The 23704-nt window shown below is 59.2% G+C and carries 27 protein-coding genes; 12 read left to right on the plus strand and 15 right to left on the minus strand.

Going from position 1 to position 23704, the window contains the following annotated elements; genetic code table 11:
• Window positions 1–81: 81 nt before the first annotated feature.
• Together lysM and ACEN2J_RS05030 are read right to left on the minus strand one after the other, a co-directional pair.
• Window positions 82–522: a peptidoglycan-binding protein LysM gene (gene lysM, locus ACEN2J_RS05025; RefSeq protein ID WP_442103796.1), complete on the minus strand. Its 441-nt coding sequence runs from the start codon at window positions 520–522 to the stop codon at window positions 82–84.
• 144 nt (window positions 523–666) lie between these two features.
• Window positions 667–2451: an ABC transporter transmembrane domain-containing protein gene (locus ACEN2J_RS05030; RefSeq protein ID WP_442103797.1), complete on the minus strand. Its 1785-nt coding sequence runs from the start codon at window positions 2449–2451 to the stop codon at window positions 667–669.
• 132 nt (window positions 2452–2583) lie between these two features.
• On the opposite strand from ACEN2J_RS05030, the gene ACEN2J_RS05035 reads away from it, so the two are divergent.
• Window positions 2584–3270 (plus strand): haloacid dehalogenase type II, encoded by a 687-nt coding sequence (locus ACEN2J_RS05035; protein WP_442103799.1) that lies wholly within the window; start codon window positions 2584–2586, stop codon window positions 3268–3270.
• Window positions 3267–4112, plus strand: a complete 846-nt coding sequence (locus tag ACEN2J_RS05040) for an alpha/beta fold hydrolase (RefSeq protein WP_442103801.1) — start codon at window positions 3267–3269, stop codon at window positions 4110–4112. Before ACEN2J_RS05035 ends, ACEN2J_RS05040 begins: the two co-directional genes overlap by 4 nt.
• On the opposite strand, the gene ACEN2J_RS05045 is transcribed toward ACEN2J_RS05040, so the two are convergent.
• On the minus strand, window positions 4084–4782 hold the full coding sequence (locus ACEN2J_RS05045; RefSeq protein WP_442103802.1) for a hypothetical protein: 699 nt from the start codon (window positions 4780–4782) through the stop codon (window positions 4084–4086). The genes ACEN2J_RS05040 and ACEN2J_RS05045 overlap by 29 nt on opposite strands.
• 121 nt (window positions 4783–4903) lie before the next feature.
• On the opposite strand from ACEN2J_RS05045, the gene ACEN2J_RS05050 reads away from it, so the two are divergent.
• From ACEN2J_RS05050 to ACEN2J_RS05080, 7 genes are all read left to right on the plus strand, one after another.
• A complete protein-coding gene (locus ACEN2J_RS05050; RefSeq protein WP_442103803.1) occupies window positions 4904–5884 on the plus strand; it encodes a threonine ammonia-lyase in 981 nt (326 codons plus the stop codon).
• A 314-nt stretch (window positions 5885–6198) separates the two neighbouring features.
• Complete coding sequence (locus tag ACEN2J_RS05055) at window positions 6199–6993, plus strand: alpha/beta fold hydrolase (RefSeq protein WP_442103805.1); 795 nt, start codon at window positions 6199–6201, stop codon at window positions 6991–6993.
• A complete protein-coding gene (locus tag ACEN2J_RS05060) occupies window positions 6990–8213 on the plus strand; it encodes a TCR/Tet family MFS transporter (RefSeq protein ID WP_442103807.1) in 1224 nt (407 codons plus the stop codon). The genes ACEN2J_RS05055 and ACEN2J_RS05060 overlap by 4 nt, the downstream gene beginning before the upstream one ends.
• Window positions 8214–8308: 95 nt before the next feature.
• On the plus strand, window positions 8309–9541 hold the full coding sequence (locus tag ACEN2J_RS05065) for a mandelate racemase/muconate lactonizing enzyme family protein (RefSeq protein ID WP_442103809.1): 1233 nt from the start codon (window positions 8309–8311) through the stop codon (window positions 9539–9541).
• Window positions 9542–9621: 80 nt separating this feature from the next.
• Complete coding sequence (locus ACEN2J_RS05070; protein ID WP_442103811.1) at window positions 9622–10257, plus strand: TetR/AcrR family transcriptional regulator; 636 nt, start codon at window positions 9622–9624, stop codon at window positions 10255–10257.
• Window positions 10258–10353: 96 nt separating this feature from the next.
• Window positions 10354–11025, plus strand: coding sequence for a PspA/IM30 family protein (locus ACEN2J_RS05075; protein WP_442103813.1), 672 nt, complete (start codon window positions 10354–10356; stop codon window positions 11023–11025).
• Between the two features lie 56 nt (window positions 11026–11081).
• Window positions 11082–11354 (plus strand): hypothetical protein, encoded by a 273-nt coding sequence (locus ACEN2J_RS05080; protein WP_442103815.1) that lies wholly within the window; start codon window positions 11082–11084, stop codon window positions 11352–11354.
• A gap of 30 nt (window positions 11355–11384) precedes the next feature.
• On the opposite strand, the gene ACEN2J_RS05085 is transcribed toward ACEN2J_RS05080, so the two are convergent.
• From ACEN2J_RS05085 to ACEN2J_RS05100, 4 genes are all read right to left on the minus strand, one after another.
• Window positions 11385–12827, minus strand: a complete 1443-nt coding sequence (locus ACEN2J_RS05085) for a DUF6880 family protein (RefSeq protein ID WP_442103817.1) — start codon at window positions 12825–12827, stop codon at window positions 11385–11387.
• Window positions 12828–12965: 138 nt separating this feature from the next.
• Window positions 12966–14507 carry a trimethylamine methyltransferase family protein gene (locus tag ACEN2J_RS05090; protein ID WP_442103818.1) on the minus strand — a complete coding sequence of 514 codons (1542 nt, stop codon included), beginning with the start codon at window positions 14505–14507 and terminating at the stop codon, window positions 12966–12968.
• A gap of 104 nt (window positions 14508–14611) precedes the next feature.
• The gene (locus ACEN2J_RS05095) at window positions 14612–15310 is read right to left on the minus strand and encodes an HAD family hydrolase (RefSeq protein WP_442103819.1); all 699 of its coding nucleotides are present in this window, start codon (window positions 15308–15310) and stop codon (window positions 14612–14614) included.
• A gap of 52 nt (window positions 15311–15362) precedes the next feature.
• Window positions 15363–15644: a DUF3572 domain-containing protein gene (locus ACEN2J_RS05100; protein WP_442103820.1), complete on the minus strand. Its 282-nt coding sequence runs from the start codon at window positions 15642–15644 to the stop codon at window positions 15363–15365.
• A 142-nt stretch (window positions 15645–15786) separates the two neighbouring features.
• On the opposite strand from ACEN2J_RS05100, the gene ACEN2J_RS05105 reads away from it, so the two are divergent.
• On the plus strand, window positions 15787–17172 hold the full coding sequence (locus ACEN2J_RS05105) for a diguanylate cyclase (protein WP_442103822.1): 1386 nt from the start codon (window positions 15787–15789) through the stop codon (window positions 17170–17172).
• Between the two features lie 16 nt (window positions 17173–17188).
• Here the strand turns inward: ACEN2J_RS05105 and ACEN2J_RS05110 are convergent, their stop codons facing one another.
• The 4 genes from ACEN2J_RS05110 to ACEN2J_RS05125 form a co-directional block, all read right to left on the minus strand.
• Window positions 17189–17707, minus strand: coding sequence for a periplasmic heavy metal sensor (locus ACEN2J_RS05110; RefSeq protein ID WP_442103823.1), 519 nt, complete (start codon window positions 17705–17707; stop codon window positions 17189–17191).
• 3 nt (window positions 17708–17710) lie between these two features.
• A complete protein-coding gene (locus tag ACEN2J_RS05115) occupies window positions 17711–18064 on the minus strand; it encodes a dihydroorotate dehydrogenase (protein ID WP_442103825.1) in 354 nt (117 codons plus the stop codon).
• 1 nt (window position 18065) lies between these two features.
• A complete protein-coding gene (locus tag ACEN2J_RS05120; protein WP_442103826.1) occupies window positions 18066–18665 on the minus strand; it encodes an RNA polymerase sigma factor in 600 nt (199 codons plus the stop codon).
• A gap of 78 nt (window positions 18666–18743) precedes the next feature.
• Window positions 18744–19394, minus strand: a complete 651-nt coding sequence (locus ACEN2J_RS05125) for an EF-hand domain-containing protein (protein WP_442103828.1) — start codon at window positions 19392–19394, stop codon at window positions 18744–18746.
• A gap of 213 nt (window positions 19395–19607) precedes the next feature.
• Here ACEN2J_RS05125 and ACEN2J_RS05130 point away from each other — a divergent pair, with 213 nt between their 5' ends.
• Together ACEN2J_RS05130 and ACEN2J_RS05135 are read left to right on the plus strand one after the other, a co-directional pair.
• Window positions 19608–20000 carry a DUF983 domain-containing protein gene (locus ACEN2J_RS05130; RefSeq protein WP_442103829.1) on the plus strand — a complete coding sequence of 131 codons (393 nt, stop codon included), beginning with the start codon at window positions 19608–19610 and terminating at the stop codon, window positions 19998–20000.
• The gene (locus ACEN2J_RS05135) at window positions 19993–20688 is read left to right on the plus strand and encodes a DNA mismatch repair protein MutT (RefSeq protein ID WP_442103831.1); all 696 of its coding nucleotides are present in this window, start codon (window positions 19993–19995) and stop codon (window positions 20686–20688) included. The genes ACEN2J_RS05130 and ACEN2J_RS05135 overlap by 8 nt, the downstream gene beginning before the upstream one ends.
• Here the strand turns inward: ACEN2J_RS05135 and ACEN2J_RS05140 are convergent.
• Genes ACEN2J_RS05140 through ACEN2J_RS05155 form a run of 4 tightly spaced genes read right to left on the minus strand, consistent with a single transcriptional unit; the run spans window position 20685 to window position 23605 of the window.
• Window positions 20685–21584: a DMT family transporter gene (locus tag ACEN2J_RS05140; RefSeq protein WP_442103832.1), complete on the minus strand. Its 900-nt coding sequence runs from the start codon at window positions 21582–21584 to the stop codon at window positions 20685–20687. The genes ACEN2J_RS05135 and ACEN2J_RS05140 overlap by 4 nt on opposite strands.
• A gap of 2 nt (window positions 21585–21586) precedes the next feature.
• Entirely contained in the window at window positions 21587–22078 is a 492-nt protein-coding gene (locus tag ACEN2J_RS05145) for a lipocalin family protein (RefSeq protein ID WP_442103834.1), read from the minus strand.
• A complete protein-coding gene (locus ACEN2J_RS05150) occupies window positions 22066–22560 on the minus strand; it encodes a hypothetical protein (protein WP_442103836.1) in 495 nt (164 codons plus the stop codon). Before ACEN2J_RS05150 ends, ACEN2J_RS05145 begins: the two co-directional genes overlap by 13 nt.
• Window position 22561: 1 nt before the next feature.
• Window positions 22562–23605, minus strand: coding sequence for an aldo/keto reductase (locus tag ACEN2J_RS05155; RefSeq protein WP_442103837.1), 1044 nt, complete (start codon window positions 23603–23605; stop codon window positions 22562–22564).
• Window positions 23606–23704: the final 99 nt, after the last annotated feature.

Here is a 23704-nt window from a genome sequence, read left to right on the forward strand (position 1 = left end):
CGGCAAAGAAAACGCAACGTCATGGCCTGCAACGCAAAAGAGGCGCCAAAAGCGCCCCTTTCATCAAGCCTGTTAGTCAGCTTATTTCGCAGGAATGCGCAGCTTTTGGCCTGGGTAAATCTTATCCGGATGGCTGAGCATTGGGCGGTTCGCTTCAAAAATCTCATTGTAGCGGTTGGCATTGCCCAAGGTTTTCTTGGCAATCGCAGACAGCATGTCGCCTTTGGCAACTTCGTGAAACACTGGGGCCGCGCCCGCATCTGGCACGTCATCTTGCACTTCGCCAACGCCTGCGACGTTGCCAACGGCCAAAATCACCTTTTCCTTCATTTCTTGGCTAACAGCATTGCCCGAAACGATAACCTTGCCATCATCGGCAACCTTGATATCCAGACCGGTCGTGTCCAGCCCAAGATCCTTGACCTCTTGCTTCAAAGCGTCTTCTTTCGGCGCCTCAGCAGCGTCAGCCTTGCCACCAAACAGCGACTTGCCCGCGTCTTTCACAAAACTCCAAACACCCATTGTACACTTCCCTTTTTATAGAGGGCCTTTGCCCCTTGCCCGCGCATTATGGCGCAGGGTGGCCTCGGCGCAATGGCGCAATTCACCAAAGCCGGGGGAAAGTTCCGAAAAATTCCCCCGGCTTTGGGTTAAATCGGCCCGTGTTTAGGCCTGCCCGTCGGTAAACTGCAACCGCGCCAACCGCGCATAAAGCCCGTCTTGCGCCACCAGCTCGTCGTGGGTGCCCATCGCCACAATGCGGCCTTCGTCAAACACCACAATCCGGTCGGCCTTTTTCACGGTGGCCAGCCGGTGCGCCACAACAATCGTCGTGCGGGTTTTGGCCAGCTCATCCACGGCCGCCTGCACAGCGCGTTCCGATTCAGCGTCCAGCGCACTTGTTGCCTCATCCAGCAGCAGCACTGGTGCATCGCGCAAAATCGCCCGCGCAATCGCAATCCGCTGCTTTTGCCCGCCCGACAGCATCACCCCACGCTCGCCGACAAAAGTGTCATAGCCCTGCGGCAAGGCTGTCAAAAAGTCATGCGCAGCGGCGGCTGTGGCGGCGGCTTCAATCTCGGCATCGCTTGCCTCGGGGCGGCCAAACCGGATGTTTTCCCGCGCGGTTGTGCCAAAGATAACAGGGTCTTGCGGCACAAGGGCAATCGCATGGCGATACTCGGCCCGCGTCATATCTTGCAGGTTCACGCCGTCCAGTAACACGCGGCCTTGCTGCGGATCATAGAACCGCAAAATCAGTTGCAAAATCGTTGTCTTACCCGCGCCTGACGGGCCAACAAGCGCAACCGTCTCGCCCGCAGCCACAGACAAATCCACACCATCCAGCGCAGAAATTTCAGGCCGCGCAGGGTATTGGAAATGTACGCCTTCCAAAGTGATCGCACCGCGCACAGGCGCAGGCAGCGCCAGCGGTTTGGCGGGGTCAGTCACACTGTCTTTGGCGACCAACAGCTCTACCAGCCGTTCCGTGGCACCCGCAGCCCGCTGCAATTCGCCCCAAATCTCGGACAGCGCACCAACGGCACCCGCCACCATGACCGAGTAAATCAGGAATTGAATCAGCTCACCCGCGCTCATCACGCCTTCCCGCACATCGCGCGCACCGATCCACAAAACACCAACAACGCCCGTGAAAATCAAGAAAATCACGATCACGGTCATCACCGCCCGCGTGCCAATCCGCGTTTGGGCCGAGGCATAGGATTTCTCGGTCAAATCGGCAAAGGTCGCCCGCGTCGGTGCCTCATGTGTAAAGGCCTGCACGGTTTGCACCGACAACAGCGCCTCGGACGCGTTGCCCGAGCTGGCGGCGATCAGGTCTTGGTTCTCACGGCTAAGGGTGCGCAAACGCCGCCCCAGCACGATGATCGGAATAACCACCCCCGGCACGATCAACAAAACCAAACCTGTCAGCTTGGCCGAGGTCAGCAGTAGCGCGACCATGCCACCCAAAAACAGCAGCATATTGCGCAGCGCAATCGAGACCGAAGACCCGATAACCGACAAAATAAGTGTGGTGTCGGTGGTCAGACGGCTCAGCACCTCACCCGTCATCAAGCGTTCGAAAAACGCGGGGCTCATCCCCATCACCTTGTCGAACAGCGCTTTGCGAATATCGGCGACCACCCGTTCGCCCAAACGCGTAACAAGGTAATAGCGCGCGCCCGTGCCCAGCGCCAACAACACCGCAATCGCCAGCGCCGCACCGAAATACTGGTCCAAAAGGCTGGTGTTTTCAGAGGAGAACCCGTCAATCACCCGCCGCACCGCAAGCGGCAGCGCAAGCGAAACACAAGCCGTCGTAATCAAGGCCAAAATCGCCCCGATCACCAGCTTGCGATAGGGCATCAAGAACGGGACCAGCCCGCGCAACGCACCCATCTTTTTCGATTTCTCGCGCTCTTCCAGCACTGTCGTATTTCGCGCCATGCTTATTCCGCCTATAATTACACCACTTCCCTTTAGGCCTTGCGCCCGCGGCTCGCAAGCATCCGAATTGCCGCGCCCCCTTTCCTAAGGCGTTCGCCTGTGCCACCTTTGCCCAAAATGGGGGACCACCAAATGACCATAACCACCTGCGTTTTTGATGCCTACGGCACGCTGTTTGACGTGGCAGGCGCTGCCCGCCAAGCCGCAAACGAACCGGGCCAAGAGATGCTTGCCACCCTATGGCCCCAGCTGGCCGAGGATTGGCGGCGCAAGCAGTTGGAATACACGTGGCTGCGTGCCATCACAGGTAACCATTGCGATTTTCGCCAAGTCACCGCCGACGGGCTTGATTGGGCGCTCGAGGCACAAGGCCTTGATAACACCGATCTGCGCGCGCGTTTGATGGCCCTATACGATGCGCTTCCCGCTTATGCCGAAGTGCCATCCATGCTAAAAACTCTGAAGTCCCAAGGCTTTGCCACAGCTATCCTGTCTAACGGCAGCCACGACATGCTGGCCTCGGCCACCACAACAGCAGGTATTTCTGCCGAACTGGATGCGGTGCTTTCCGTCGAATCCGTGGGCATTTTCAAACCCTCGCACCGCGTTTACGAACTCGTCGGCAGCCATTTCGGCACCGCGCCAGATCAAGTCCTCTTCGTGTCTTCCAACGGCTGGGATGTTTGCTCGGCCGCCGGTTTCGGCTTTGCCACGGCTTGGGTCAACCGTGCAGGCCTACCGATGGACAGGCTACCTGCGCAGCCCGACCATGTCCTATCCGACCTTACCAAAATCCCCGAGATCGCAGGCGCCAAATGACACGTTTTTTTACCACATCCGACGGCACCCACATTGCCTACACCGACCAAGGCAGCGGTACACCGCTTTTGTGCCTTGCAGGCCTGACCCGCACGATAGGGGATTTCGACTATATGGTCCCGCACCTGCCGCCCTGCCGCGTGATCCGCATGGATTATCGCGGGCGCGGCGCCAGCCAATGGACGGGGGCGGCAAGCTATACCGTTCCGCAAGAGGCCAAAGACGCGCTGGAATTGCTAGACCATCTTGGCATCAAACAAGCGGCCCTTCTCGGCACTTCGCGTGGCGGGCTTATCGCGATGGTCCTTGCAGCCACCGCGCGCGACCGCCTGCTTGGCATCTGCTTCAACGATATCGGCCCCGAAATCCACAAACCGGGGCTGGAACGCATTATGGATTATGTCGGCCGCAACCCCCGTGTCAAAACACATGGCGCATTGGCCGAGGCCCTGCCCGACAACATGCCCGGCTTTGCCAACGTGCCCCACAGCCGCTGGTTAAGCGAGGCCCGCCTGCATTACACCGAAACGCCCCAAGGCCTGCGCATCACCTATGACCCCGCCCTGCGCGAAAGCTTTCTCAACGCGTTCAAAGGCCCCGAAGTTGACCTTTGGCCGCTGTTTGATGCCTGCGCGGGCCTTCCCCTCGCGCTTATCCGCGGCGGCAATTCCGACCTGCTGACCCAGGCTTGCGCCGATGAAATGCGTCGCCGCCGCCCGGATATGGGTTTTGCCAATGTCCCCGACCGCGCTCATATTCCCTTTCTTGATGAACCGGAGGCCGTGGCCATCCTCCACAGCTATCTGGAATCTGTTAAAATTCCACCCACAGCCCCAGCTTAACCCGCGGGCTTTTGGCACCAATAACCCCGATTGACGGCGAAACGACCACCTGCGTTGGGCCCAAAGCCAGTGCGGCACTGGCTTCCAACCGCATAGTTTGGGCAGTCCCGCGCCGCCAATACTGCGCCTGCGCCATCAGCTTCAGCCGCTCCGTCGGCTGTACGCCCATGCCCATATCCAATTTATAAGCCAGACCTTGGCCCAACCAATCGGTTGTCACGATATGCTCAACCTGCGCATCAACCGTGGCCCAGCCGTTCCCAAACCGTGACTCAAACCCTTTGCCCCAAAACAGCCCAGCACGCACGGCGATTTCAGACACACCTTTCAGGGCCGGAAAGGCTGTTGCTGCCGTGGTTTCGCGCAACTCGGCCGCCACCCCAGCCGATAGAATCGCCCCTCCCTTGCCGCGCCAAACCGGGTGCTGGATAAACTGGCTAACATCCGGCAAGCGTCGCCCCTGTGGCATCGACACCTCGTTGCCCAAGGTCCAATCCTTGCCAAAACCATATTCAGCATAAATCTGGCTCCGCAGTTGATCGGCAGAAAGCGCTACGAAAAACTGCCCCTTATCGCGTGGCCATGCGCCAGCCTGCGCCTTTTCCGCACTGAGCACCGAAACCCAACAGAGCAAAACCGCCAAAAACCAACGCATCACAATGCCATCCATCGGGCCCTCCATCGGGCCAAGATGCCGCAAAATGGATTAACAGAGCGTAAATAAAATCGCTAAAGATTGACTGTTTCGCCTGCAGAGGCCAGCAATAGCCAACGCAGCCAAGGAATGCCCTATGCCCACAATCGCCGATATCGACGCCGCCGCACACCGCTTGCAAGGCCACGCCTGCCGCACGCCTCTGTTGTCCTCGCCCTTTTTAAATGAAATCGCAGGCCGGCGGGTTTTTGTGAAAGCCGAGTGCCTGCAACATACGGGATCATTCAAGTTTCGCGGCGCGTGGTCGGCGCTTTCCGCGTTAGACCCTGCTATCCGCGCCAAAGGCGTAATCGCGTTTTCGTCGGGCAATCACGCCCAAGGCGTCGCATTGGCAGCAAAACAGCATGGCGCCCCAGCCGTGATCATCATGCCCGCCGATGCGCCGCGTCTGAAAATCGCCAATACCCGCGCACTTGGTGCCGAAGTCGTGCTCTATGACCGCGCGACAGAGGATCGTGATGCCATCGGTGCCCGCCTTGCATCCGAACGCGGCCTGACCCTGATTAAACCGTATGATAATGACATGGTGATTGCGGGCCAAGCCACAACTGGCCTTGAAATCGTTGAACAAGCTGCTGAACAGGGCATCAAAGATGCCGATGTTCTGGTCTGCTGCGGCGGCGGCGGCCTGACCTCCGGCATCGCACTGGCCCTAGACGCCCGCGGCCAAAACCTGCGCGCCCGCCCGGTTGAGCCTGCAGGCTTTGATGATGTCACCCGCAGCCTTGTCAGCGGACAACATGAAAGAAATGCGGCCCTTTCCGGCTCGATCTGTGATGCAATTGTCACCCCCACACCCGGCCAGATAACCCTGCCGATCATGAAGCGGCTGTGCGGCCCCGGCATTGTGGTCACAGATGATGAGGCCCTGCACGCAATCGCTCTTGCATGGTTGCGGCTGAAAATAGTGCTGGAACCCGGTGGGGCGGTGTCGCTGGCGGCCGCGCTGTTCCATGGAGAACAGATTTCCTCGACCGATGTGATATGTGTGGTTTCAGGTGGGAATGTCGACCCTGACATCTTTGCCCGCGCCCTCGCCACTTTGGCCGAAGACTAAGCTTTGGCGACAGTATCTTGTGATGTGATTGGGTTTGTAATCCGTTCAGACGCTCCGATCTTTTCTGGGGTGCAGCTATAATTTAGGTGTTAACAGGTGTTCGTTAACGAAACCCTTCTTATTGCTGACATCTCGCAATTTCAGCGTACAATCGGACCCATTCACATACGCACCCCCATTCTTATTGCCCTTGGTGGTGCCAGCGGGGCTGTAGCAGGGCGGGTGCTGGCAAGCAACTGACAACCAAAGCCCGATATCCCTTGCAGCCCGCCCAGCATTGACCGACAAAAGCGCCATCAACCGATGGACGCCCAATGCCCCACTATGCCCAATGCGGCGACACCCGCATCGCCTATTATACCCAAGGCCCGACCGATGGCCCCGCCCTCGTTCTGGCCCATGCCATGGGGATGGACAGCCGCCAGTGGGACCCTATCCTGCCGCTTTTGCCGCCAAGCCTGCGCATCATCCGCTACGATTTGCGCGGCCATGGCAACTCTTCAACACCCCCCGGCCCCTATGCCATGGGCGCGCTGATCCGCGATGCCGAAACCCTGCTTGATCAGCTAAACATCCGTGATTGCGTGTTCACCGGCTCCTCGCTTGGCGGCATGGTGGCCCAAGGTCTTGCGGTCAAACGGCTCGATCAAATCCGTGCCCTGGTGCTGGCCAACACCGCCACCAAACGCGGCACCAAAGACACATGGGCACGCCTGATCACGCAGGTTGAGGCCCGAGGCCTCGAACAGTACCTCGCCACCGACTTCAGCCAAAGCTTTTCGCCTGCCTTCCGCAAAACCGCGGACGCCAACCTATGGAAAACACGCCTTCACGCGCACCCCCCCCAAGGTCTCCTTAGTTGCGCTGCCGCCATCGCCGGTACGGATTTCTACACCACCACCGCCAGCCTACGCCTTGCCACCCTTGTGATCGCCAGCGCCAATGACGCAATCACCCCCGCCGATATGGCACGCGAAATGGCAAGCCTCATACCGGGCGCTACCTTCCAGCTTATCCCCAAATCAGGCCACTTCCCGATGATCGAACAGCCCATCGCCTTTGCCAGCGCGCTCACGGCCTTTCTCGCCGCTATCGGCCACTGCGAATGACCTCCACACCCCGCCTCGCGCTCAGCTTCATCCTCATCACGGTCACGCTGGATGCCATCGGCATTGGCCTGATCTTCCCGGTCATGCCCGACCTTATCGCTTCGGTCACCTCTGGCACCATCGCGACCGAGGCGCTCTGGGCTGGCATCCTTGCCACGTCTTTCGCGGTCATGCAGTTTGTCTTTGGCCCCGTCATCGGCTCGCTCTCCGATCACTTCGGCCGCCGCCCTGTGCTGCTTGTGTCCCTTGCGGCCATGTCACTGGCCTACCTCGGCATGGCGCTGGCCCCGACGATCTGGCTCTTGCTGGCCGCCCGCCTGCTTGCAGGCATCACCTCGGCCACGCAATCCACCGCCACTGCTTTTATCGCCGATATCACCCCAGCGGCTGACCGAGGCCGCCGCTTCGGCCTCATCGGGGCCTGTTTTGGGATCGGCTTCGTGCTCGGCCCTCTCCTCGGTGGGCTTATCGCAGGGCTTGATACCCGCGCGCCGTTTTACGCCGCCGCAATTATGGCGCTGGCCAACCTTACCCTCGGCCTGATTGTGCTGCCCGAAACCGTGACAGACCGCACCCGCCGCGCCTTTGCATGGGCACGCGGCAATCCGATCGGCGCCCTGCGCAACCTAGCCCAACTCCCCGGCCTCAAACGCCCGCTGCTGACCTTTCTTCTCATCGCCATAGCGATGAACGTCTACCCGTCGATCTGGGCGTTCTTTGGCAAAGCCCGCTTTGACTGGGATACAAAAATGATCGGTCTCTCGCTCGGCATCTACGGTCTCAGCTACGGCATCGGTCAGGCCTTGCTGGTCGGCCCCCTCATCAAGCGTTTCGGCGAACACCGCGCCGCATTTTACGGCATGTGGGTCGATGTGGCCTCGCTAACCGCCCTCGGCCTTATCACCTCTGGCACCGCCGCGCTGATGCTGACCCCTATCACAGCCCTCGGCGGCGTCGTCACGCCAGCACTCCAAGCCATCCTGTCACGCGACACCCCTGACAACGCCCAAGGCGAGCTCCAAGGCGTCCTCGCCTCACTCAACGCCATCGCGATGATCACGGCCCCCTTGGCGATGACCGCCACCTTCGCCCATTTCACCGCACCGTCTGCCACAATCTTCGCCCCGGGCGCACCCTTCTTGCTCGCAGCCCTCCTCATGCTCGCCGCCATTGCCCTCCATTTCAAATCCCCCCTAGACCAATCCAAAACCCGCCCCTAACATCATCTGTTGAAAAATATCCCACGGGGGGTCTGGGGGGCGTGAAGCCCCCCAGCGCCGGCCCCAAAAACCGACCCCAACCCGAAAGCCCAAAAATGCGCCTACAATCGCTCGAAATCTTCACCGTAGCCCCGCCTTCGCCCGGTTGGGGTGGTCGCTACTGGATCTTCACCAAACTCACCACGGCCTGCGGCATTGTCGGATACGGCGAGGTTTACGCCTCTACCGTCGGCCCCAAAGCCATGCATGCGGTGATCGAGGATGTCTTCGCGCGCCACATGGAAGGCGAAAACCCCGAAAACATCGAGCTGATGTTCCGCCGCGCCTATTCTTCGGGCTTCACCCAGCGCCCCGACCTAACTGTCATGGGCGCGTTTTCAGGGCTGGAAATAGCCTGTTGGGATATTCTGGGCAAGGCGCGGGGCCGTCCGGTCTGGGCGCTTTTGGGCGGTAAGATGAACGAACGCTTGCGCTCTTATACCTATCTCTACCCTGCCCCAGGACAGGAATCCCCCGAGTTCTGGGTCTCGCCCGATGCCGCAGCCGAGGCTGCAATTCGGTTTGTCGATATGGGCTTCACAGCCGTCAAATTCGACCCCGCAGGCCCCTATACCATCCGCGGTGGCCACATGCCTGCGATGACCGACATCACCCGCTCCGTTGCCTTCTGCAAAGCAATTCGTGAGGCGGTGGGCGACCGCGCCGACCTGCTGTTTGGCACCCACGGCCAGTTCTCTACCCCCGGCGCGATCCGCTTGGGCCAAGCGATCGAGCCCTACCTGCCGCTGTGGTACGAAGAGCCCATCCCGCCAGACAACCTTGCCGAGTTTGCCAATGTTGCAAACCACGTCCGCATCCCGCTGGCCACAGGTGAGCGCATGACCACCAAGGCCGAGTTCGGCGCGCTGCTGCGTCACGGCGGTGTCAAAATCTTGCAACCCGCCTTGGGCCGCGTTGGTGGCATCTGGGAAGCCAAAAAGATCGCAGCTATGGCCGAGGTCTATAACGCCGAAATGGCCCCGCACCTTTATGCAGGGCCCGTGGAATGGGCCGCCAACCTGCATCTCGCCGCCTCTATCCCCAATCTTTTGCTGGTGGAAACGATTGAAACCGGCGGCAGCTTTCACCAAAAACTGATCAAAAACTCGATCAAATGGGAAAACGGCTATGTCATTCCGCCCGAAGCCCCCGGCCTCGGCATCGACTTCGACGAAGAAGTTGCCCGCGCCCACCCCTACACCGGCACAGGCCTGCATTTGGAAATGCAAGAGGCCCCTTGCGACTACACCAACGGCAACCGCTTCCAAGGCGGCGCGCCCACAGAATAAACGGCGACATAAACGGCGACCTCACTTTCTATTTCAGCCGGCACATTATAGTCTGAACCTCGTTCAATGAGGTTCAGACTATGCCCACACCCAGCCCCAAGCTCAGCCCCAAACTGAGCAAAGCCGATCTGCGCCGCCAAGAGCTGCGCGCCCGTCTGATTGACATTGCCGAGACCCGCATCCGCAGCGATGGCCTGCAAGCGATCAAGGCCCGCGATCTGGCGCGCGAGGCAGACTGCGCTGTGGGGGCCATCTATAACGTATTTTCCGACCTGAATGGCCTGATTATGGCGGTCAACGGCCGCACGTTTCACACGCTGGGCACCGCTGTCGCCGCCTCGGTCGCAGACTGCGCCCCCGATAAGCCGCAAGATGAGCTGATTACGATGTCTCATGCCTACCTTGCCTTTGCCGCCGAAAACACCAACCTCTGGCGCGCGCTGTTTGATTTGGACATGTCCACCGAGATGGACGTGCCCCAATGGTATCTGGCCGAGCTGGGCAAACTTTTTGCCCTCATCGCCGACCCGCTGGCGCGACTCTTTCCCGCTCACACCCACCATGAATTGGAATTGATGACCCGCGCGCTGTTTTCTTCGGTGCATGGCATCGTTCTTTTGGGCCTGCAAAAGCGAATCTCCGGTGTTCCCCTAGATAAAATCGAGGAAATGATCGCGATTTTGCTGTCGAACGTTACGTCACAAGTAAAAATCTGAACATCGTTCAAAATATTACTTGAACAGCGTTCATATATTGGTATGTTCAATTCATGAACAAGGTTCACATGAGCCACTGCCAAAAAGGAACGCAAGATGTTTACCACTCTCAAAACTCTGATCCTTGGTGCCAACGCCCGTGCCGAAGACACCCTACGCGACACATATGCCATTGAACTGATTGATCAAAAAATCCGCGAAGCCGATGAAGGCCTGCGCGCCGCCAAAGGCACACTCGCCAGCCTGATCCAACGCCACCGCACCGAGGAGCGCCTGCTCGCCACCCTTGACCAGCGCATCAATGACATGACCCGCCGCGCCACCGACGCCCTTGCCTCTGGCCGTGACGATCTGGCCAATCAGGCCGCCGACGCATTGGCGCAGATGGAAAATGAGCGCGTGCTGCGGGCCGAAACCGTGCTGCGGTTAGAAACCAAAACCATCCGCCTGCGCCAATCGGTTGAAGCCGGACACCGCCGGATTATAGACCTGAAACAAGGCGCCACCACCGCCCGCGCTATCCGCCGCGAACAGTCGCTGATCAAAAAGCTGCCCAACGGCGAGGCTTCGGCGATCGAAGAGGCCGAGGCCCTGATCTCGCGCGTTACCAACGCCGACGACCCCTTTGAACGGTCAGACATCCTGCGCGGCATAAACCGCGAGCTGTCGCATGACGGGCTGGCCGACCGCATGGCTGATGCAGGCTTTGGCCCCGCCACCCGCGTCACTGCCGCCGACGTTCTGGCCCGCCTGAAATCAAATTCGTAACCCAATCCTAAACCGCCCTAATCACTGGGCATCCCCCTCATTCAAGGAATTCCAAAATGTCCGACAAGAAATCCGACACCTCGACCATCATGTTCTTTAACGGCGTTGGTGTGGCCGTTGCCTATTTCATGCTTGCTCTGTCTATCTGGCTGGCCCCCATTGACCTTTCCACCAAAGGCTATTGGGGCCTCGGCATCCTGCTGCTGACCCTGTCCTTGGTAAATTTCGTCAAATACCGCTTTGACGCCAAAATCGCCGAAGACCGGATTGCCCGGCTTGAGGACGCCAAAAACGAAAAGCTGATGGCGGAGTATATCGGCGAGAAATAAGCCAAAGGGCCAGGGGCATGTACCCTTGGCCTAGTCCCCGTTTCGGACCAAATTCCAAAAGCCTGCCTTGCGCGGAAACGCGGCCTCAAGCCCGCGCAAATACGCAGTGTGGCTTGGGTGGCTGGCGTAATCCTCTATCCGCGCATCGGCTTCAAAACATTGGGCCAAATGTTCGGCGGCATAACCATAGCGTTTGCTGCGCCCCTGCGCCAAGGTCCAAGAAATCATCGCCCGCCGTATCAGGCTTGCCGCAAGCGGCGCACGCGCGTCCAAGGCCTCCGCCGCAGGCGACAGCAGCTCATACCGCCCCCCATCCAGCGCCTCGGGCCGTGCCAACACCAGCCGCGCCGCATGGTCCAACGCGGGCCAATTCACAAAAAACGCCAGCGCCGCGTTTAAATCTGGATGGGCGGCCACAAGTTCCATCGCGCGATCTTCGGCCTCGATATCGTCAAAATCTGGCAAGGCTTTCAAATGCTTGCGTAGATGATCCGCGTTCAGCCCTTGGCAAAAACTATCCCACAAATACGCTTGCGCCGCCTCATGGCGCCCCAAAGCACCAAGGCACGCCAAATAGGCCGCATCCAGCGCCTCGTCGTCATAAAACACCTCTTTGCCGCCCCGCCGCGCGCGTGCCCCTTCAACCACAGCCAGCGCCTCATCTGCCCGCCCTGCCGCCAGCAGGCGCGCCGCAATATCGGGGGCAATGGTGCTATAGGTCAGCTGCTCGGCCGAATACCTCGCCATATAGGCATCCACATCGTTTTGCAGATCGGCAATATCTTTCAGCATGATGCCATAGCTCAGGCCCCGCGCCTCTTGCGCCATTTTCGTTTGCCGCACTGTGTCGCGCACGAACGCATAGCGCGCCAGTTCAGCAGCCGTCAGCGGTGCCGCCTCGGCCGCTTGCGCCAAGCCTTTTAGATGCTCTAACCCATCCGGCCCCAGGGCTTCGGCCAGGGCAAAAATCACCCCGTCAAAGGCCGCGTAGCCATTGTCCTGCAACGCCTCAAACACCCGTTCGGCAAGCACGTTCGCCCCGATTTCCAAACGCGGCGCCAGCGCCTGAACCGCCGCCATAGCCCGCCGCATCACCTCGGTAATATGGCCGCTGCTATCATCGGTACGCTCATGGATTCCGGGCGCCAAATGCAGAAATTCCCAAAGCAATTCAAAAGCATCATCGGGGGCCTCGGGCACGACATGCGCCTCAATCAAGCCAATCAGATCACCCAACTCTTTGGCCAGAACCCGCCGCTTGCGCCAAGAGACCCGCCCAGTCGCACGGCGCAGCGCCCCATAGCGCTTGCGCAGGTCCAGCACCACCTCTTCCGCGCCTTGATTAGCACTAAGCTCCAACCGCACACGGCGCTGCAATGCCGCACTGCCCTTGGTCACCTCCAACAGCAAATCCGCCAACCGCTCGGCCCCCAAAGGCACAAGGTTCTTTTTGGTTAATGAGGTTTTAGACACAGCGCAGAGGCCTCCAAATCATACCCCCACAGGCTATCAACCCAAGCCCCCCATTGCACCCCGCAAAACGCGGAGCCTGCCCATGCGGCTTGGAACAGACATAAAACCCTGCCCCCAGATTCAAACATCAGCCGCTGCTCAAATATCCGAAGAGGCCCCACCCTCTTGCTTTCGCAGTGCAACAAACCGCGCCAATGCCTCTTGGTGATCGCCATTCATGTCCGGCGCTTCAAAATCGGCCATAATCTGCTTGAAGACGCCATGCGCGCGCTCATGGGTCCACATCTCTCCATCCTGCTGCCACGCTTCATAACTCCGTAAATCCGAAACGATCGGCGCATAAAATGCCGATTTAGAACGATCTTGCCTATGCTGGCAGCCAGAAAAGTGCCCACCCGCGCCGACCTCTTTTATCGTTTCAAACGCCAAATCCACCTCATGCGCAGCAAAAGTCGCCTCTTCAAAATAGCGCTGGATCATCTGCAAGACTTCGCAATCCATAATAAACTTTTCGGGGCTTGCAATCAGTCCCCCGTCCAGCCAGCCTGCCGCATGATAGACCATATTCGTCCCGCTCTGCACCGCCGCCCACAGGCTGTTTGAGGTCTCCCACATCGCTTGCCCGTCCGGCACATGCGCCGTGCATACCCCGCTAGAGCGCAAAGGCAGCCCGTAAAACCGCGCCATCTGCCCTATCATCTGCGTGGCCCGCATATACTCTGGCGTCCCGTAAGCCGGAGTGCCCGATTTCAAATCAACGGTACTGGTGAACGCGCCAAGCGCTGCGGGACAGCCGGGGTTGATATATTGAAGCAGGGCAATCGCGGCCAAGGCTTCAGCTATGCTTAACGCGACCGCCCCCGCAAGCGTCACCGGTGCCGTCGCCCCCGCCAGCGTAAACGGCGTCACCACCACCGGCTGCCCCCGCCGCGCCAAGCGCATCGCCCCGTCCAGCATCAGGCCATCATGCTTTAACGGCGACACCGAGTTGATATTGGTGTACATCCTCGGCTTGGCGTCAAACTCGGCCTGCGACAGCCCCCCCGCAAGGCGGGTCATCTCCATCCCGTCTTCAACGCGCTCTGCCCCCAGCGCATAGGCATGTACCACCTTATCGGTCAGCGTCAGCATCGCATGCAGGCAATCCAGATGCCGCACCGAGGGGGGAATATCAACCGGCTCAACCGGATAACCGCCCGCGATATGGATGCAGTTAAAGTGCTGCGTTAGCTTGATAAACTCTTTGAACGTCGCAAAATCGCCGGGCCGTTTGCCGCGCTCCATATCCCAAGAATTCTGCGGGCTGGACACGTTGACAAACGCCATATGCTTGCCACCGATTGTCACCGCGTGGTCAGGGTTGCGCGGGGTCAGGGCAAAGCTTGCGGGCGCATGGCCCAGCATTTCCATCACGAAATCTTCGCCCATCCGGACAGTCTCGCCAACCACCTTACAGCCAGCACGCGCCAAGATTGCCACCGCATCAGGGTTCAAAAACTCTATCCCGATCTCGGACAAAATCCGCATGGCGGTCTTGTGGATCGCCTGCACGCCCTCGGCATCCAAAGGCGCGACAGGCCGATCGGGGTTCACAGGCTGCCGCCACGGCATTTGATCAACCGCCCGTCCAACACGCGGTTTATGGTCAGCCCCAGCCCTGCGCCCTACGTCATCAGTCATGGCAACGCTCCGTGATACATCCCAGTCAGACCAGAATGGACCACGCGCGCAAAGGGTGCGCACCTCGTCCACGACAAAATTCGGTCGTTTTTACGCGCCCTCGGTTACGAGGCATCTGTTAACCCGTCAATCCACGCGCCCAAACCCGCGATATCTGGCAAAACCACGTCTGCATGGGGGCGCAATTCCTCGGCTTTGGCAATGCCGGTCAGCACCGCTACACAGCGCATCCCCGCCGCCCGCCCTGCAATCAAATCATGGGTACTGTCGCCCACCATCACCGCGCGCGTGGGGTCAATTCCAACCGCCCGCGCAAAGGCCAAACACATGCCCGGCCCCGGCTTTGGCCCATGACCGGAATCGTACCCTGCGACAAAATCGAACAAATCCAGCACCCCATGCGCGGTTAAATGCGCGCGCGCCGGGGCCTCGGTGTCATTGGTCGCAAGGCCGATTTTCAACCCCCGATCGCGTAACGCGCCCAGCACGGGGCGCAGCGGCACAGCAGGCGCCATGACCGCATGCTGTGCCAATGCATTCAACCGCGCGGCCAGCTCGGGTTGGCTATGGCCCGGCAGATGCGGCAAAAGCGCTGCAGAAATTTCCTCGGCTGTGGCGGCAATCACCGGGCTGTCGGGGTGAAAATCTTGCAGATCAGGGTAGTACCCGATGGCCGCAGCAAGCGCGTCTACATGGGCCTGATCTTTGGCCAATTGCTGTAAAAGCTGCGCGGTCCACACGCCCCAGCTTGCCCGGAAATCAAACAGCGTCCCGTCCTTGTCAAACACCACACCGTCTATCATTGCGCGCCCCCATTTTTTTGCACGATGGCCGTATCATCAGGGAATTGCAATCTTAAGTCCAATTCATCTGTTCGCCGCCCGGCAAGGCGGCCCGCGCTTGCATCGGGGCCTGATATGGCAGGTTAACGCTGTCACAAAATGCGATCACCCAAGCATCATCCATCACCAAAAAATCCAGAACCGAACCCAAAAATGCCGGCTGTTTGGCATTTTTAGCCAGTTCATCTGTCGAAGCCCCCGTTGCCCCCAGAAAAACCGGCAGCAAATCTTCGTTGCCCACCAGCCACCCCAAGGCCTGCAATGCAATTGTTTCAGCGTTTTCTTGCTTAATCATTAGGCCATTCTCTCTATTTCAACGCATTTTGCAGGTTGATCACAGCTTTGTACGTATTGTCTTAAAACTGGAAAGGATTTCTTAACCAAATGGACGGAAAGATGAACACATCGTTTAGTGATCGTCTGTAGGTGTTACCGAAATGTCTGGTAAAATTCTAATTGTCGATGATGTTGCGACCAATCGCATCGTCTTCAAAGTCAAACTTGGCGCGGCCTGCTACACCCCTATTCTGGCGGCCAATGGCGAAAGCTGTCTTGCGATAGCGCGACAGGCCAAGCCCGACCTTATCTTATTGGACCTGATCTTGCCCGACATGTGCGGGGCCGAGGTTCTGCGCCGTTTGCGTGCCGATCCTGAAACGGCTGCCATTCCTGTTGTCGTCTTTTCGGCCGAGGAAGATTGCCGCTCACGGTTGGCGGCGTTTTCTGCAGGGGCCGATGATTATTTGGCAAAATCCACGGATGACCAAACGTTGCTGGCACGTCTGCGCAATTTACTGCGCGAGCGTGAGGAAATCACCGAGCTGGAAAATGGCGGCGCCCCGATCCGCGCGCTTGGCTTTGCCGAACCAAAGGCCGGGTTTGAGATGCCCGGCACAATTGCGCTGGTCACCCACCTGCCAGAAACCGCGCTGCGCTGGCGACGCGAACTTGGGGCAAATATGTCCGATAAGATGATGATGATCTCGCGTGAGACGGCCCTTTCGGGTGCGGCTTTGTCACCTGTGCCCGATGTATTTGTCATTGAGTATGATCTGGCAGACCCGATTGGCGGGCTGCGGCTGATGTCCGAGTTGCGCAGCCGGCCACAAACCCGCCATTCCGCCATTTGCATCGTCAAAAAGGACAGGATCGGAGGGGAAAGCGCGATAGCCTTTGATCTTGGGGCGAATGATGTTGTGCCCGCCAGCGTGGACCCGCGCGAATTCAGTGTGCGTGTGGCCCGCCTGTTGCAGCGCAAACGCGCGGCGGACAAGCTACGCACATCCGTCCGAGACGGGTTGCGCATGGCCGTGATTGACCCGCTCACAGGGCTGTTCAACCGGCGCTATGCCGTAAGCCAACTGGGTGTTATCGCCGCCAAAGCCCGCGAGGCCGCTCAGCCATTTTCGGTGATGGTGCTCGATCTGGATCTGTTTAAAAATGTGAATGATCATTTCGGACATGCGGCCGGCGATACGGTTTTAACCGAAGTGGCGCGCCGTTTGGCCATAAACATTCGCCACCAAGACCTGTTGGCCCGCATCGGAGGCGAAGAATTCCTGATCGCACTGCCTGGTGCCGATTTGAAAGATGCCAAACTCATAGCCGAGCGGCTTTGCAATGCCGTCCATGACACGCCGTTCGCCATTCCTGGCTTTGCACCGCTGGCGCTAACCGCCTCGATCGGACTCGCGGTCTGTGACGGGCGCCTGTGCCGACCTGATGAGCCGGTATCGCGGGTCATTAATCGCGCCGATCAAGCCTTGATGGTTGCGAAATCCGGTGGACGCAACCAAGTGACTATTAGCAAGACGGCCGCGTAGCGGCAGGTTATGTAGGTTATTGCGGTGGTGGTTTTGGACCGCGCGGTCCGCGTTTCAACGCGTTTTCCAGCCGATTGGCAACCTCGGCACGGTCCACCCCCGACATTTTCGTCAAATGCTCTAGCACAAGCGCCTGACCTTGCGTTTGGCGCATCTCAATGCGGGTTGCCCCGGTTTCCAATGCCGCGCGCAACGCGTCCGCATCAAACGGCTCGGCACGCAAAGCGGCTAGAATGGTCTGCAAATCATCACGCATCTGTTGACGGTCGGCGCGGATATTCGGGTTGGCATCTGCATAGGCCCGCCGCAGCTCTTTGCGATCCTTCTCGGAAAAGGCGTCATTGAAGAACCCAAAGCTGACATCGCGCGCAATAAGATCATTGCGGGCTGGCCCGCCGCGGCCCAAAATTGCCCCGCCCACCACACCCGCAACGGCGAGGTTCAGCGCCAAAGACACGATCAGCGCCACACGCCCCCAACGAACAGGCCGTTTGGGAACAGGCGATTTAAGCTTGGTGGTTTTTGGGTCGTTCATCATTTATCCTTCGCCAAGATAGTCATAGAAACCGGGCAGAATATCAACCGTCTCAGACACAGTTTCGGTGGTTCCCCAATAGCTATCCGTCACAGTCGTCAGCGCCGCAGGCTGCGCAAAGCCAAACCAAACACCGGCAATCGCGGCCGTGGATAGGCCGGCAAGCCCGCCTGCCCCGCCAATCGCGGCGAATAGCCCCATCCAAAACCCTTTGCTGCGCTTTGGTTTTACCATTGCAACGGTCGCAGGCTGATGCGCCAAAGCGTCATCCAGCACCCGAGCCATAAGCCCGTCTGACACCGCAACTGGCTGCTGCCGAACCGCTGCAAAAAGATCGTCCAGATCGCTGTTATCCATCTCAGCTTCCTTCCTCATATCCCAATTCCGCCCGCCGTCCGGCCATCGCTGCCGTCAAGGACCGCTTGCCGCGCGCTGTCAGGCTTTCAACCGCCTCAACCCCGATTTCCATCACCTCGGCAATCTCGGGATTTGTTAACCCTTCGATATGGCGCAGCACCACGGCTTGGCGCTGGCGGTCGGGCAAAGTCTCTAACGCGGCGTTCAGGGCGGCCACACGATCATTCTCAACCAAGGTCGCCTCAACGCTACGCGCGTCATCGGCGACATCGGGTGCATCATCCAACCCGACGGCGCGGCGACGTTTTCGTCCGCGCAGCCGGTCTGTGCAAAGGTTTGTCACCACACGGTAAAGCCATGTAGAAACCTTCGCCTCACCTTGCCGCCAGTCGGGGGCTATCCGCCACAGTCGCAACATGGCCTCTTGCGCCACATCTTCGGCTTCGGCCCGATCACCGCCCAACATGCGTGCGGCAAAGCCCATGACCCTTGGCAAATGCCGTGCCGCCAATTCACGCGCGGCCGCAGGATCCCCGTTGGCATAGAGCACCAACAGGGCCTCATCGGGCGCATCAGAGGCTTGGTCGAAGGGCATTGTCATCCTAACAGCAATACGTGCCGGTCATCACAATTTCAATCCCGCTCCCCCACCCATAGACAGAGTGGAGGAGCAAGTTTATCAGCCGTTGTCTTCGTCATCATCGCCAGGCATCGGCAAATGCTTGCCTTTTTTGCCTTTGTGTTTGCCGTCATGGTCGCCATGCTTGCCTTTTTGGCCTTTATGGTCGCCATCTTTGCCGCCACGATCACCGCGCTCGCCATCAGGCCCGCCACGCTCACCATCACGGTCGCCGCGTGCTTCCATCTTGGCTTTCATCGCATCAGCTTCGGCTTTGGAAATCGCACCGTCGCCGTCAGTGTCAACGCGGTCAAACATCTTGTCGCCACGGTCGCCCTTGGGCGCCATTTCGTCCAACGACAAAACGCCGTCTTTGTTGGTGTCACGCTTTGCAATCATGCGCTCGGCCATTTTGGCTTCACGGTCCGCTTCACGTTCAGCTTGGCGGATTTTTTGCGCTGCGATCAGCTCGGCTGCCGAAAGGTTGCCGTCTTTGTCGGTATCCATTGCCGCAACTTGCGCGGCATGAAATGCGGTAACCTCGTCTTTGGTCACTTGACCATCGCCGTTTGCATCCATATCTTCAAACACAAACATTTGTGGGCCATTGCCACCTTCGCGCCCACCACTTTGGGCATTCGCAACGGTGGAAAAGCTTGCCGCAACCAAGGCGGCCAAAGTCACTGCGCTCAGGATTGTTTTCGTTTTCATGCTCTATCTCCGGTCTGCTCTGACAAGCTCTGTCGCCTGCCTTCATGTACAGTCAAACGCAGGCCCGCGGGGTTTCCGTCGCAGTTTCGATAAGTTTTTTGCGACATCCCGTCGCAACACGCATCTTACACTCTACTTTTATTCCAAGACAGGTTAAGACTGGGCCTTGCCGCAAAATGTCCGATATAGGGCAACAGATTTCAGGACAGCCCCATGACCGACCAAGCCTTGCCGATGGAAGAAGAACGCCCTGTAGGCCAAGCATTGCGCCGCGGCTGGCGCTGCCGTTGCCCCAATTGCGGGTCTGGACCGATGCTGCGCGGCTATCTGACTGTGCGCGACAGTTGCCCTGTGTGTAACGAAGACCTGTCGCATCACCGCGCCGATGATGGGCCGGCCTATCTGACCATTCTGATTGTTGGGCATCTGATGGCACCAATGATTTTGTGGGTCTTCACCACCTATCGCCCTGATCCGTGGGTGCTGGCCTCGGTCTTCTCGGTCGGCACGGTTGCGCTGTCGCTGTTCTTGTTGCCGCGCCTAAAGGGGGCGGTGGTTGCGATGCAATGGGCCAAACGGATGCACGGGTTTGGCAATAATGCCTAACCCGGCGATTGATAAAACCGCCATTCGCCATGCGGCAACGGTGGTTTTATGGCGCACGGGTCCAAACGGGGTGGCGCAGGTTTTAATGGGGCAGCGCGGCGCGCAGGCCGCCTTCATGCCGTCAAAATACGTCTTCCCCGGTGGCGCGGTTGATGCCGCCGATGCCGATGTGGCGCTGGCCGTTGGCCTGCCTGCAGCCTGCGCGGCACGGCTGGCCTGTGACGCCAATCTCCACCCCGACACGCTTGCCGCCGCCGCGATCCGCGAGCTGTGGGAAGAAACCGGCCTTGCCCTTGGGGTCAAAGGCACTTGGGCCAGCCCCCCCGCCGATGACGGCCATGATTGGGCAGGTTTTGCCGCGCGCGGCCTCATCCCCTCGGCCCAAGGGATGGAGTTCATCTTTCGCGCCATCACCCCTCTCGGCCGCCCTCGCCGCTTTGACGCGCGGTTCTTTCTGGTGCCCGCAGCACATATCGCAGGCGATGTTGATGATTTCAGCGCCGCCTCGGATGAGCTGTCGCATCTGCACTGGATCAACCTTACCGCCACCCGCAGCCTTGATTTGCCGTTTATCACCGAGGTTGTTCTGGCCGAGGTTGCAGAGGTGCTGAAATCCGGCCCCGCCCCTGCAGGTGTACCGTTTTTTGACAATTCCGGCCCGCGCCCGCTGTTTCGCAGGCTGCTTTAGGCCGCCAGCGCCACGATCATAATGATCGACACGGCAAGCAAGCCCATGCCCGCCACCTCGCGCCGGTTGGGCCTCTCGCCAAAGACAAGCATCGACACAAGCAGCGAAAAGATTAGCTCGACCTGCCCGACCGACCGTACATAGGCCGCGTTTTGCAATGCAAATGCGGTGAACCAGCCCAAAGACCCCAGCACGCCCGTCACCCCAACAGGTAAGGTCGCACGCCACGCCCCCAGCACGCGAGTGACCTCACCCACCTCGCGCCAGCGCAGCCACAGCGCCATCGAAACCGATTGAAACGCCGTCACGCAGGCCAAGGCCAACATAGCGCGAAACAGCGGGTCAGGGTTCGCAATTTCCATAGTAGCCCCACGATACCCAATCGCCGACATTCCGAAAAACGCCCCTGCCAGCAGGCCAAGCATTGTGGCGCGGTTCAAAATCTTGCCCGCAATCCAGCCTTGCGGCGGGCGCGACAGCAGCAAAACCCCCGCTAGCCCGATTAAAATCGCCACCACCCCAAGGCCTGATACGGCCTCGGCCAGAAACACAGCCGAGAACAACGCAACCTGCACGGTTTCGGTTTTGGTAAAGGCAATGCCCACGGCAAAGCTGCGCTCGGAAAACAGGGCAACGGTGCAAAAGGTCGCGATAATTTGGCCAACGCCGCCCGCCACGGCAAAGGCCCAAAACCGCGCATCCAGCGGCGGGATGCTATAGCCGTTCAGGCCCATCAAGACCGCCACGCCAAGACAAGCCAGCGGCACCGCAAACAAAAACCGCGAAAACGTGGCGCCCCCGGTCGACAGGCCAATCCCCTTTAGCCGCTTTTGCAGCATAAAGCGGACGGTCTGCACGGCGGCCGCGGCAATCGTGGCGATGACCCAAAGTTCCATGCCTATCGCAACCGTGCCAGATCGTAGCCGTTCCAGTCCAACACCTCACGCGCGGCGTGCATCCGGTCTCCGGGCAGGTCACCGCCCCTGTTCAGGATAAAACCAAACCGCCCCGAAGGCGTGCCGATAACCAGCGTGCGATAGCCAACATCGGCCCAAACCACCCACCATGCCTCGCCCACAGGCGGGGTAAAACGGCCCGGCCCTGCTACTGCCAACGGCCCCGAGAACGCTGTAGACACGCCCCCAAGGCACAGCCGCGCCACAATCGCCAAGCCCGCAGCACTGCGCGAAATATCAGCACCGCCCTTTGAGCAGGCAGGCGCGTCATGCGGCGCAAACTCGGCCACTTGCACCCATTGGCCAACCAGCCTGTCGTTTTCCAACACCGCGTTGGAATAAATCTGCGTATCCGGCTTGCGGTATCCTGTCACCGTCGCGGGGGTCTTGGCCACGCAAGCGGCCAAAAAAAACAGTGCAATCAGTCGATACATAATTCAACCCGCCGCCCATCATTTTGCAAGATATCCTGGCAGCCCAACAAAGGCTTTACAGGCGCACAACTATTTGATCTGGCGAGACAAACACCGTCACAATCGCTTTCACGGCGGCATTGTTTACCGGCATCACGGGTTGTCATTTGGCACGTCATCGCCCCTGTATTTGGCAAGGCCGCAAAACGGCCTCCCTTTTTTTCACAGGCAATCTGCCCAGCCGATTTGACCACGAGGGAAACGGGCGGGGCAACAGGTTCTGCCGGTTTTTCTGCGGGCTCTTGCGCCTGTACAGGCTCGGCCAAAGGTGCCGCTTGGCCCATCGGCGCCAGCGCTGTCACCTCAACCGCAGGCCCTTGCAATGCCGTTGGTGCTGCAACATCCGATGCAGGCGCATCCCCGCCGCCCAAGCTGCCAAACTGACACCCCGCAACGGCAAGCGCCAGCACAGCCATCCGGCCAATGGCCCAAAACTGTTGCATCCTAAAACGGCTGCGGAAAGGCACGGTGCGCCGCATCAATCTCGGCCAGCACGTCCTCGGACAGCACCAAATCTGCCGCGCCGATATTTGTCCGCAACTGATCAAGGTTTGACGCCCCAATGATCGGGATCACAGGAAACGGCCGATTGCGCACAAAAGACAGCGCCATTTTGTTCGGGTTCAGCCCGTGACGCGCGGCAATGCCCAAATAGGCGGCAATTGCCTCAAACACTTGCGGAGTTACGCGGCCGCCCAAATCGGGGGTATTCACCCGCCGCGTGCCATCCGGCACCACCCCGCCCGCGTATTTCCCGCTTAGCAATCCCGCGGCCAATGGCGAAAATGCCAGCAGCGGCATGTTTTCCATCGCCGAAAACTCGGCCCAATCGCTATCAAACTGGCGGCACAGCAGCGAGTATTCATTTTGCACACTTGCCATGCGCGGCAACCCCATCGCCTGCGCCAAGCGCACAAAATTTGCCGCCCCCCACACGCTTTCATTCGACAGGCCGATCGCGCGGATTTTACCTTCAGCAACCAGTTTTGAGGCCGATTGCAAGATGTCCGTCATATCGGCAAAAATCTCGGCCGGGGGCGTGGTCGGCGGCGCATAGTTCCAGATTTTGCGGAAGTGGTAGGAGCCGCGATTTGGCCAATGCAGCTGAAACAAATCAATATAATCGGTTTGCAGGCGGCGTAACGAGGCCTCGACCGCCGTGCGCAGGCTGGCCCCCGTGATCGGCGCGCCGTCGCGCACATAGCTGGTGCCTTCGCCAACGATTTTGGTGGCAAGCACCACTTTTTCACGCCCGCCATTGCGGCCAAACCAATTGCCGATAATCTTTTCCGTACCGCCAATGGTTTCTTTTCGCACAGGGTTGGTCGGGTACATCTCGGCGGTATCCCAAAAATTCACGCCATGTTCCATGGCCATTGCGATTTGGTCATGGGCCTCACGCTCGGAATTTTGGCGGCCCCACGTCATCGTGCCAAGGCAGAATTCTGATACCATAATGCCCGAGGATCCAAGAGGAATTTGCTTCATGGTGATGCCTTTCAAAATGCGCCGCAGCGACGTGTCGCCGCCTGTTTTGCCGCAAAGTTGCATTGTTTTTGCCGTGACGCAAGCGGCTGCACGACCGTT

The sequence above is a fragment of the Pseudorhodobacter sp. W20_MBD10_FR17 genome (genome assembly GCF_052119765.1).
Lineage (GTDB): Bacteria > Pseudomonadota > Alphaproteobacteria > Rhodobacterales > Rhodobacteraceae > Pseudorhodobacter.

Coding starts and splice junctions, on each gene's coding strand:
- ACEN2J_RS05140 (WP_442103832.1), bottom strand. CDS start 21,584: ATGGAACTTTGGGTCATCGCCACGATTGCCGCGGCCGCCGTGCAGACC.
- ACEN2J_RS05050 (WP_442103803.1), top strand. CDS start 4,904: ATGCCCACAATCGCCGATATCGACGCCGCCGCACACCGCTTGCAAGGC.
- ACEN2J_RS05070 (WP_442103811.1), top strand. CDS start 9,622: ATGCCCACACCCAGCCCCAAGCTCAGCCCCAAACTGAGCAAAGCCGAT.
- ACEN2J_RS05080 (WP_442103815.1), top strand. CDS start 11,082: ATGTCCGACAAGAAATCCGACACCTCGACCATCATGTTCTTTAACGGC.
- ACEN2J_RS05105 (WP_442103822.1), top strand. CDS start 15,787: ATGTCTGGTAAAATTCTAATTGTCGATGATGTTGCGACCAATCGCATC.
- ACEN2J_RS05075 (WP_442103813.1), top strand. CDS start 10,354: ATGTTTACCACTCTCAAAACTCTGATCCTTGGTGCCAACGCCCGTGCC.
- ACEN2J_RS05155 (WP_442103837.1), bottom strand. CDS start 23,605: ATGAAGCAAATTCCTCTTGGATCCTCGGGCATTATGGTATCAGAATTC.
- ACEN2J_RS05100 (WP_442103820.1), bottom strand. CDS start 15,644: ATGATTAAGCAAGAAAACGCTGAAACAATTGCATTGCAGGCCTTGGGG.
- ACEN2J_RS05035 (WP_442103799.1), top strand. CDS start 2,584: ATGACCATAACCACCTGCGTTTTTGATGCCTACGGCACGCTGTTTGAC.
- ACEN2J_RS05055 (WP_442103805.1), top strand. CDS start 6,199: ATGCCCCACTATGCCCAATGCGGCGACACCCGCATCGCCTATTATACC.
- ACEN2J_RS05150 (WP_442103836.1), bottom strand. CDS start 22,560: ATGCAACAGTTTTGGGCCATTGGCCGGATGGCTGTGCTGGCGCTTGCC.
- ACEN2J_RS05060 (WP_442103807.1), top strand. CDS start 6,990: ATGACCTCCACACCCCGCCTCGCGCTCAGCTTCATCCTCATCACGGTC.
- ACEN2J_RS05125 (WP_442103828.1), bottom strand. CDS start 19,394: ATGAAAACGAAAACAATCCTGAGCGCAGTGACTTTGGCCGCCTTGGTT.
- ACEN2J_RS05095 (WP_442103819.1), bottom strand. CDS start 15,310: ATGATAGACGGTGTGGTGTTTGACAAGGACGGGACGCTGTTTGATTTC.
- ACEN2J_RS05145 (WP_442103834.1), bottom strand. CDS start 22,078: ATGTATCGACTGATTGCACTGTTTTTTTTGGCCGCTTGCGTGGCCAAG.
- ACEN2J_RS05115 (WP_442103825.1), bottom strand. CDS start 18,064: ATGGATAACAGCGATCTGGACGATCTTTTTGCAGCGGTTCGGCAGCAG.
- ACEN2J_RS05090 (WP_442103818.1), bottom strand. CDS start 14,507: ATGACTGATGACGTAGGGCGCAGGGCTGGGGCTGACCATAAACCGCGT.
- ACEN2J_RS05135 (WP_442103831.1), top strand. CDS start 19,993: ATGCCTAACCCGGCGATTGATAAAACCGCCATTCGCCATGCGGCAACG.
- lysM (WP_442103796.1), bottom strand. CDS start 522: ATGGGTGTTTGGAGTTTTGTGAAAGACGCGGGCAAGTCGCTGTTTGGT.
- ACEN2J_RS05065 (WP_442103809.1), top strand. CDS start 8,309: ATGCGCCTACAATCGCTCGAAATCTTCACCGTAGCCCCGCCTTCGCCC.
- ACEN2J_RS05130 (WP_442103829.1), top strand. CDS start 19,608: ATGACCGACCAAGCCTTGCCGATGGAAGAAGAACGCCCTGTAGGCCAA.
- ACEN2J_RS05045 (WP_442103802.1), bottom strand. CDS start 4,782: ATGGATGGCATTGTGATGCGTTGGTTTTTGGCGGTTTTGCTCTGTTGG.
- ACEN2J_RS05040 (WP_442103801.1), top strand. CDS start 3,267: ATGACACGTTTTTTTACCACATCCGACGGCACCCACATTGCCTACACC.
- ACEN2J_RS05030 (WP_442103797.1), bottom strand. CDS start 2,451: ATGGCGCGAAATACGACAGTGCTGGAAGAGCGCGAGAAATCGAAAAAG.
- ACEN2J_RS05120 (WP_442103826.1), bottom strand. CDS start 18,665: ATGACAATGCCCTTCGACCAAGCCTCTGATGCGCCCGATGAGGCCCTG.
- ACEN2J_RS05110 (WP_442103823.1), bottom strand. CDS start 17,707: ATGAACGACCCAAAAACCACCAAGCTTAAATCGCCTGTTCCCAAACGG.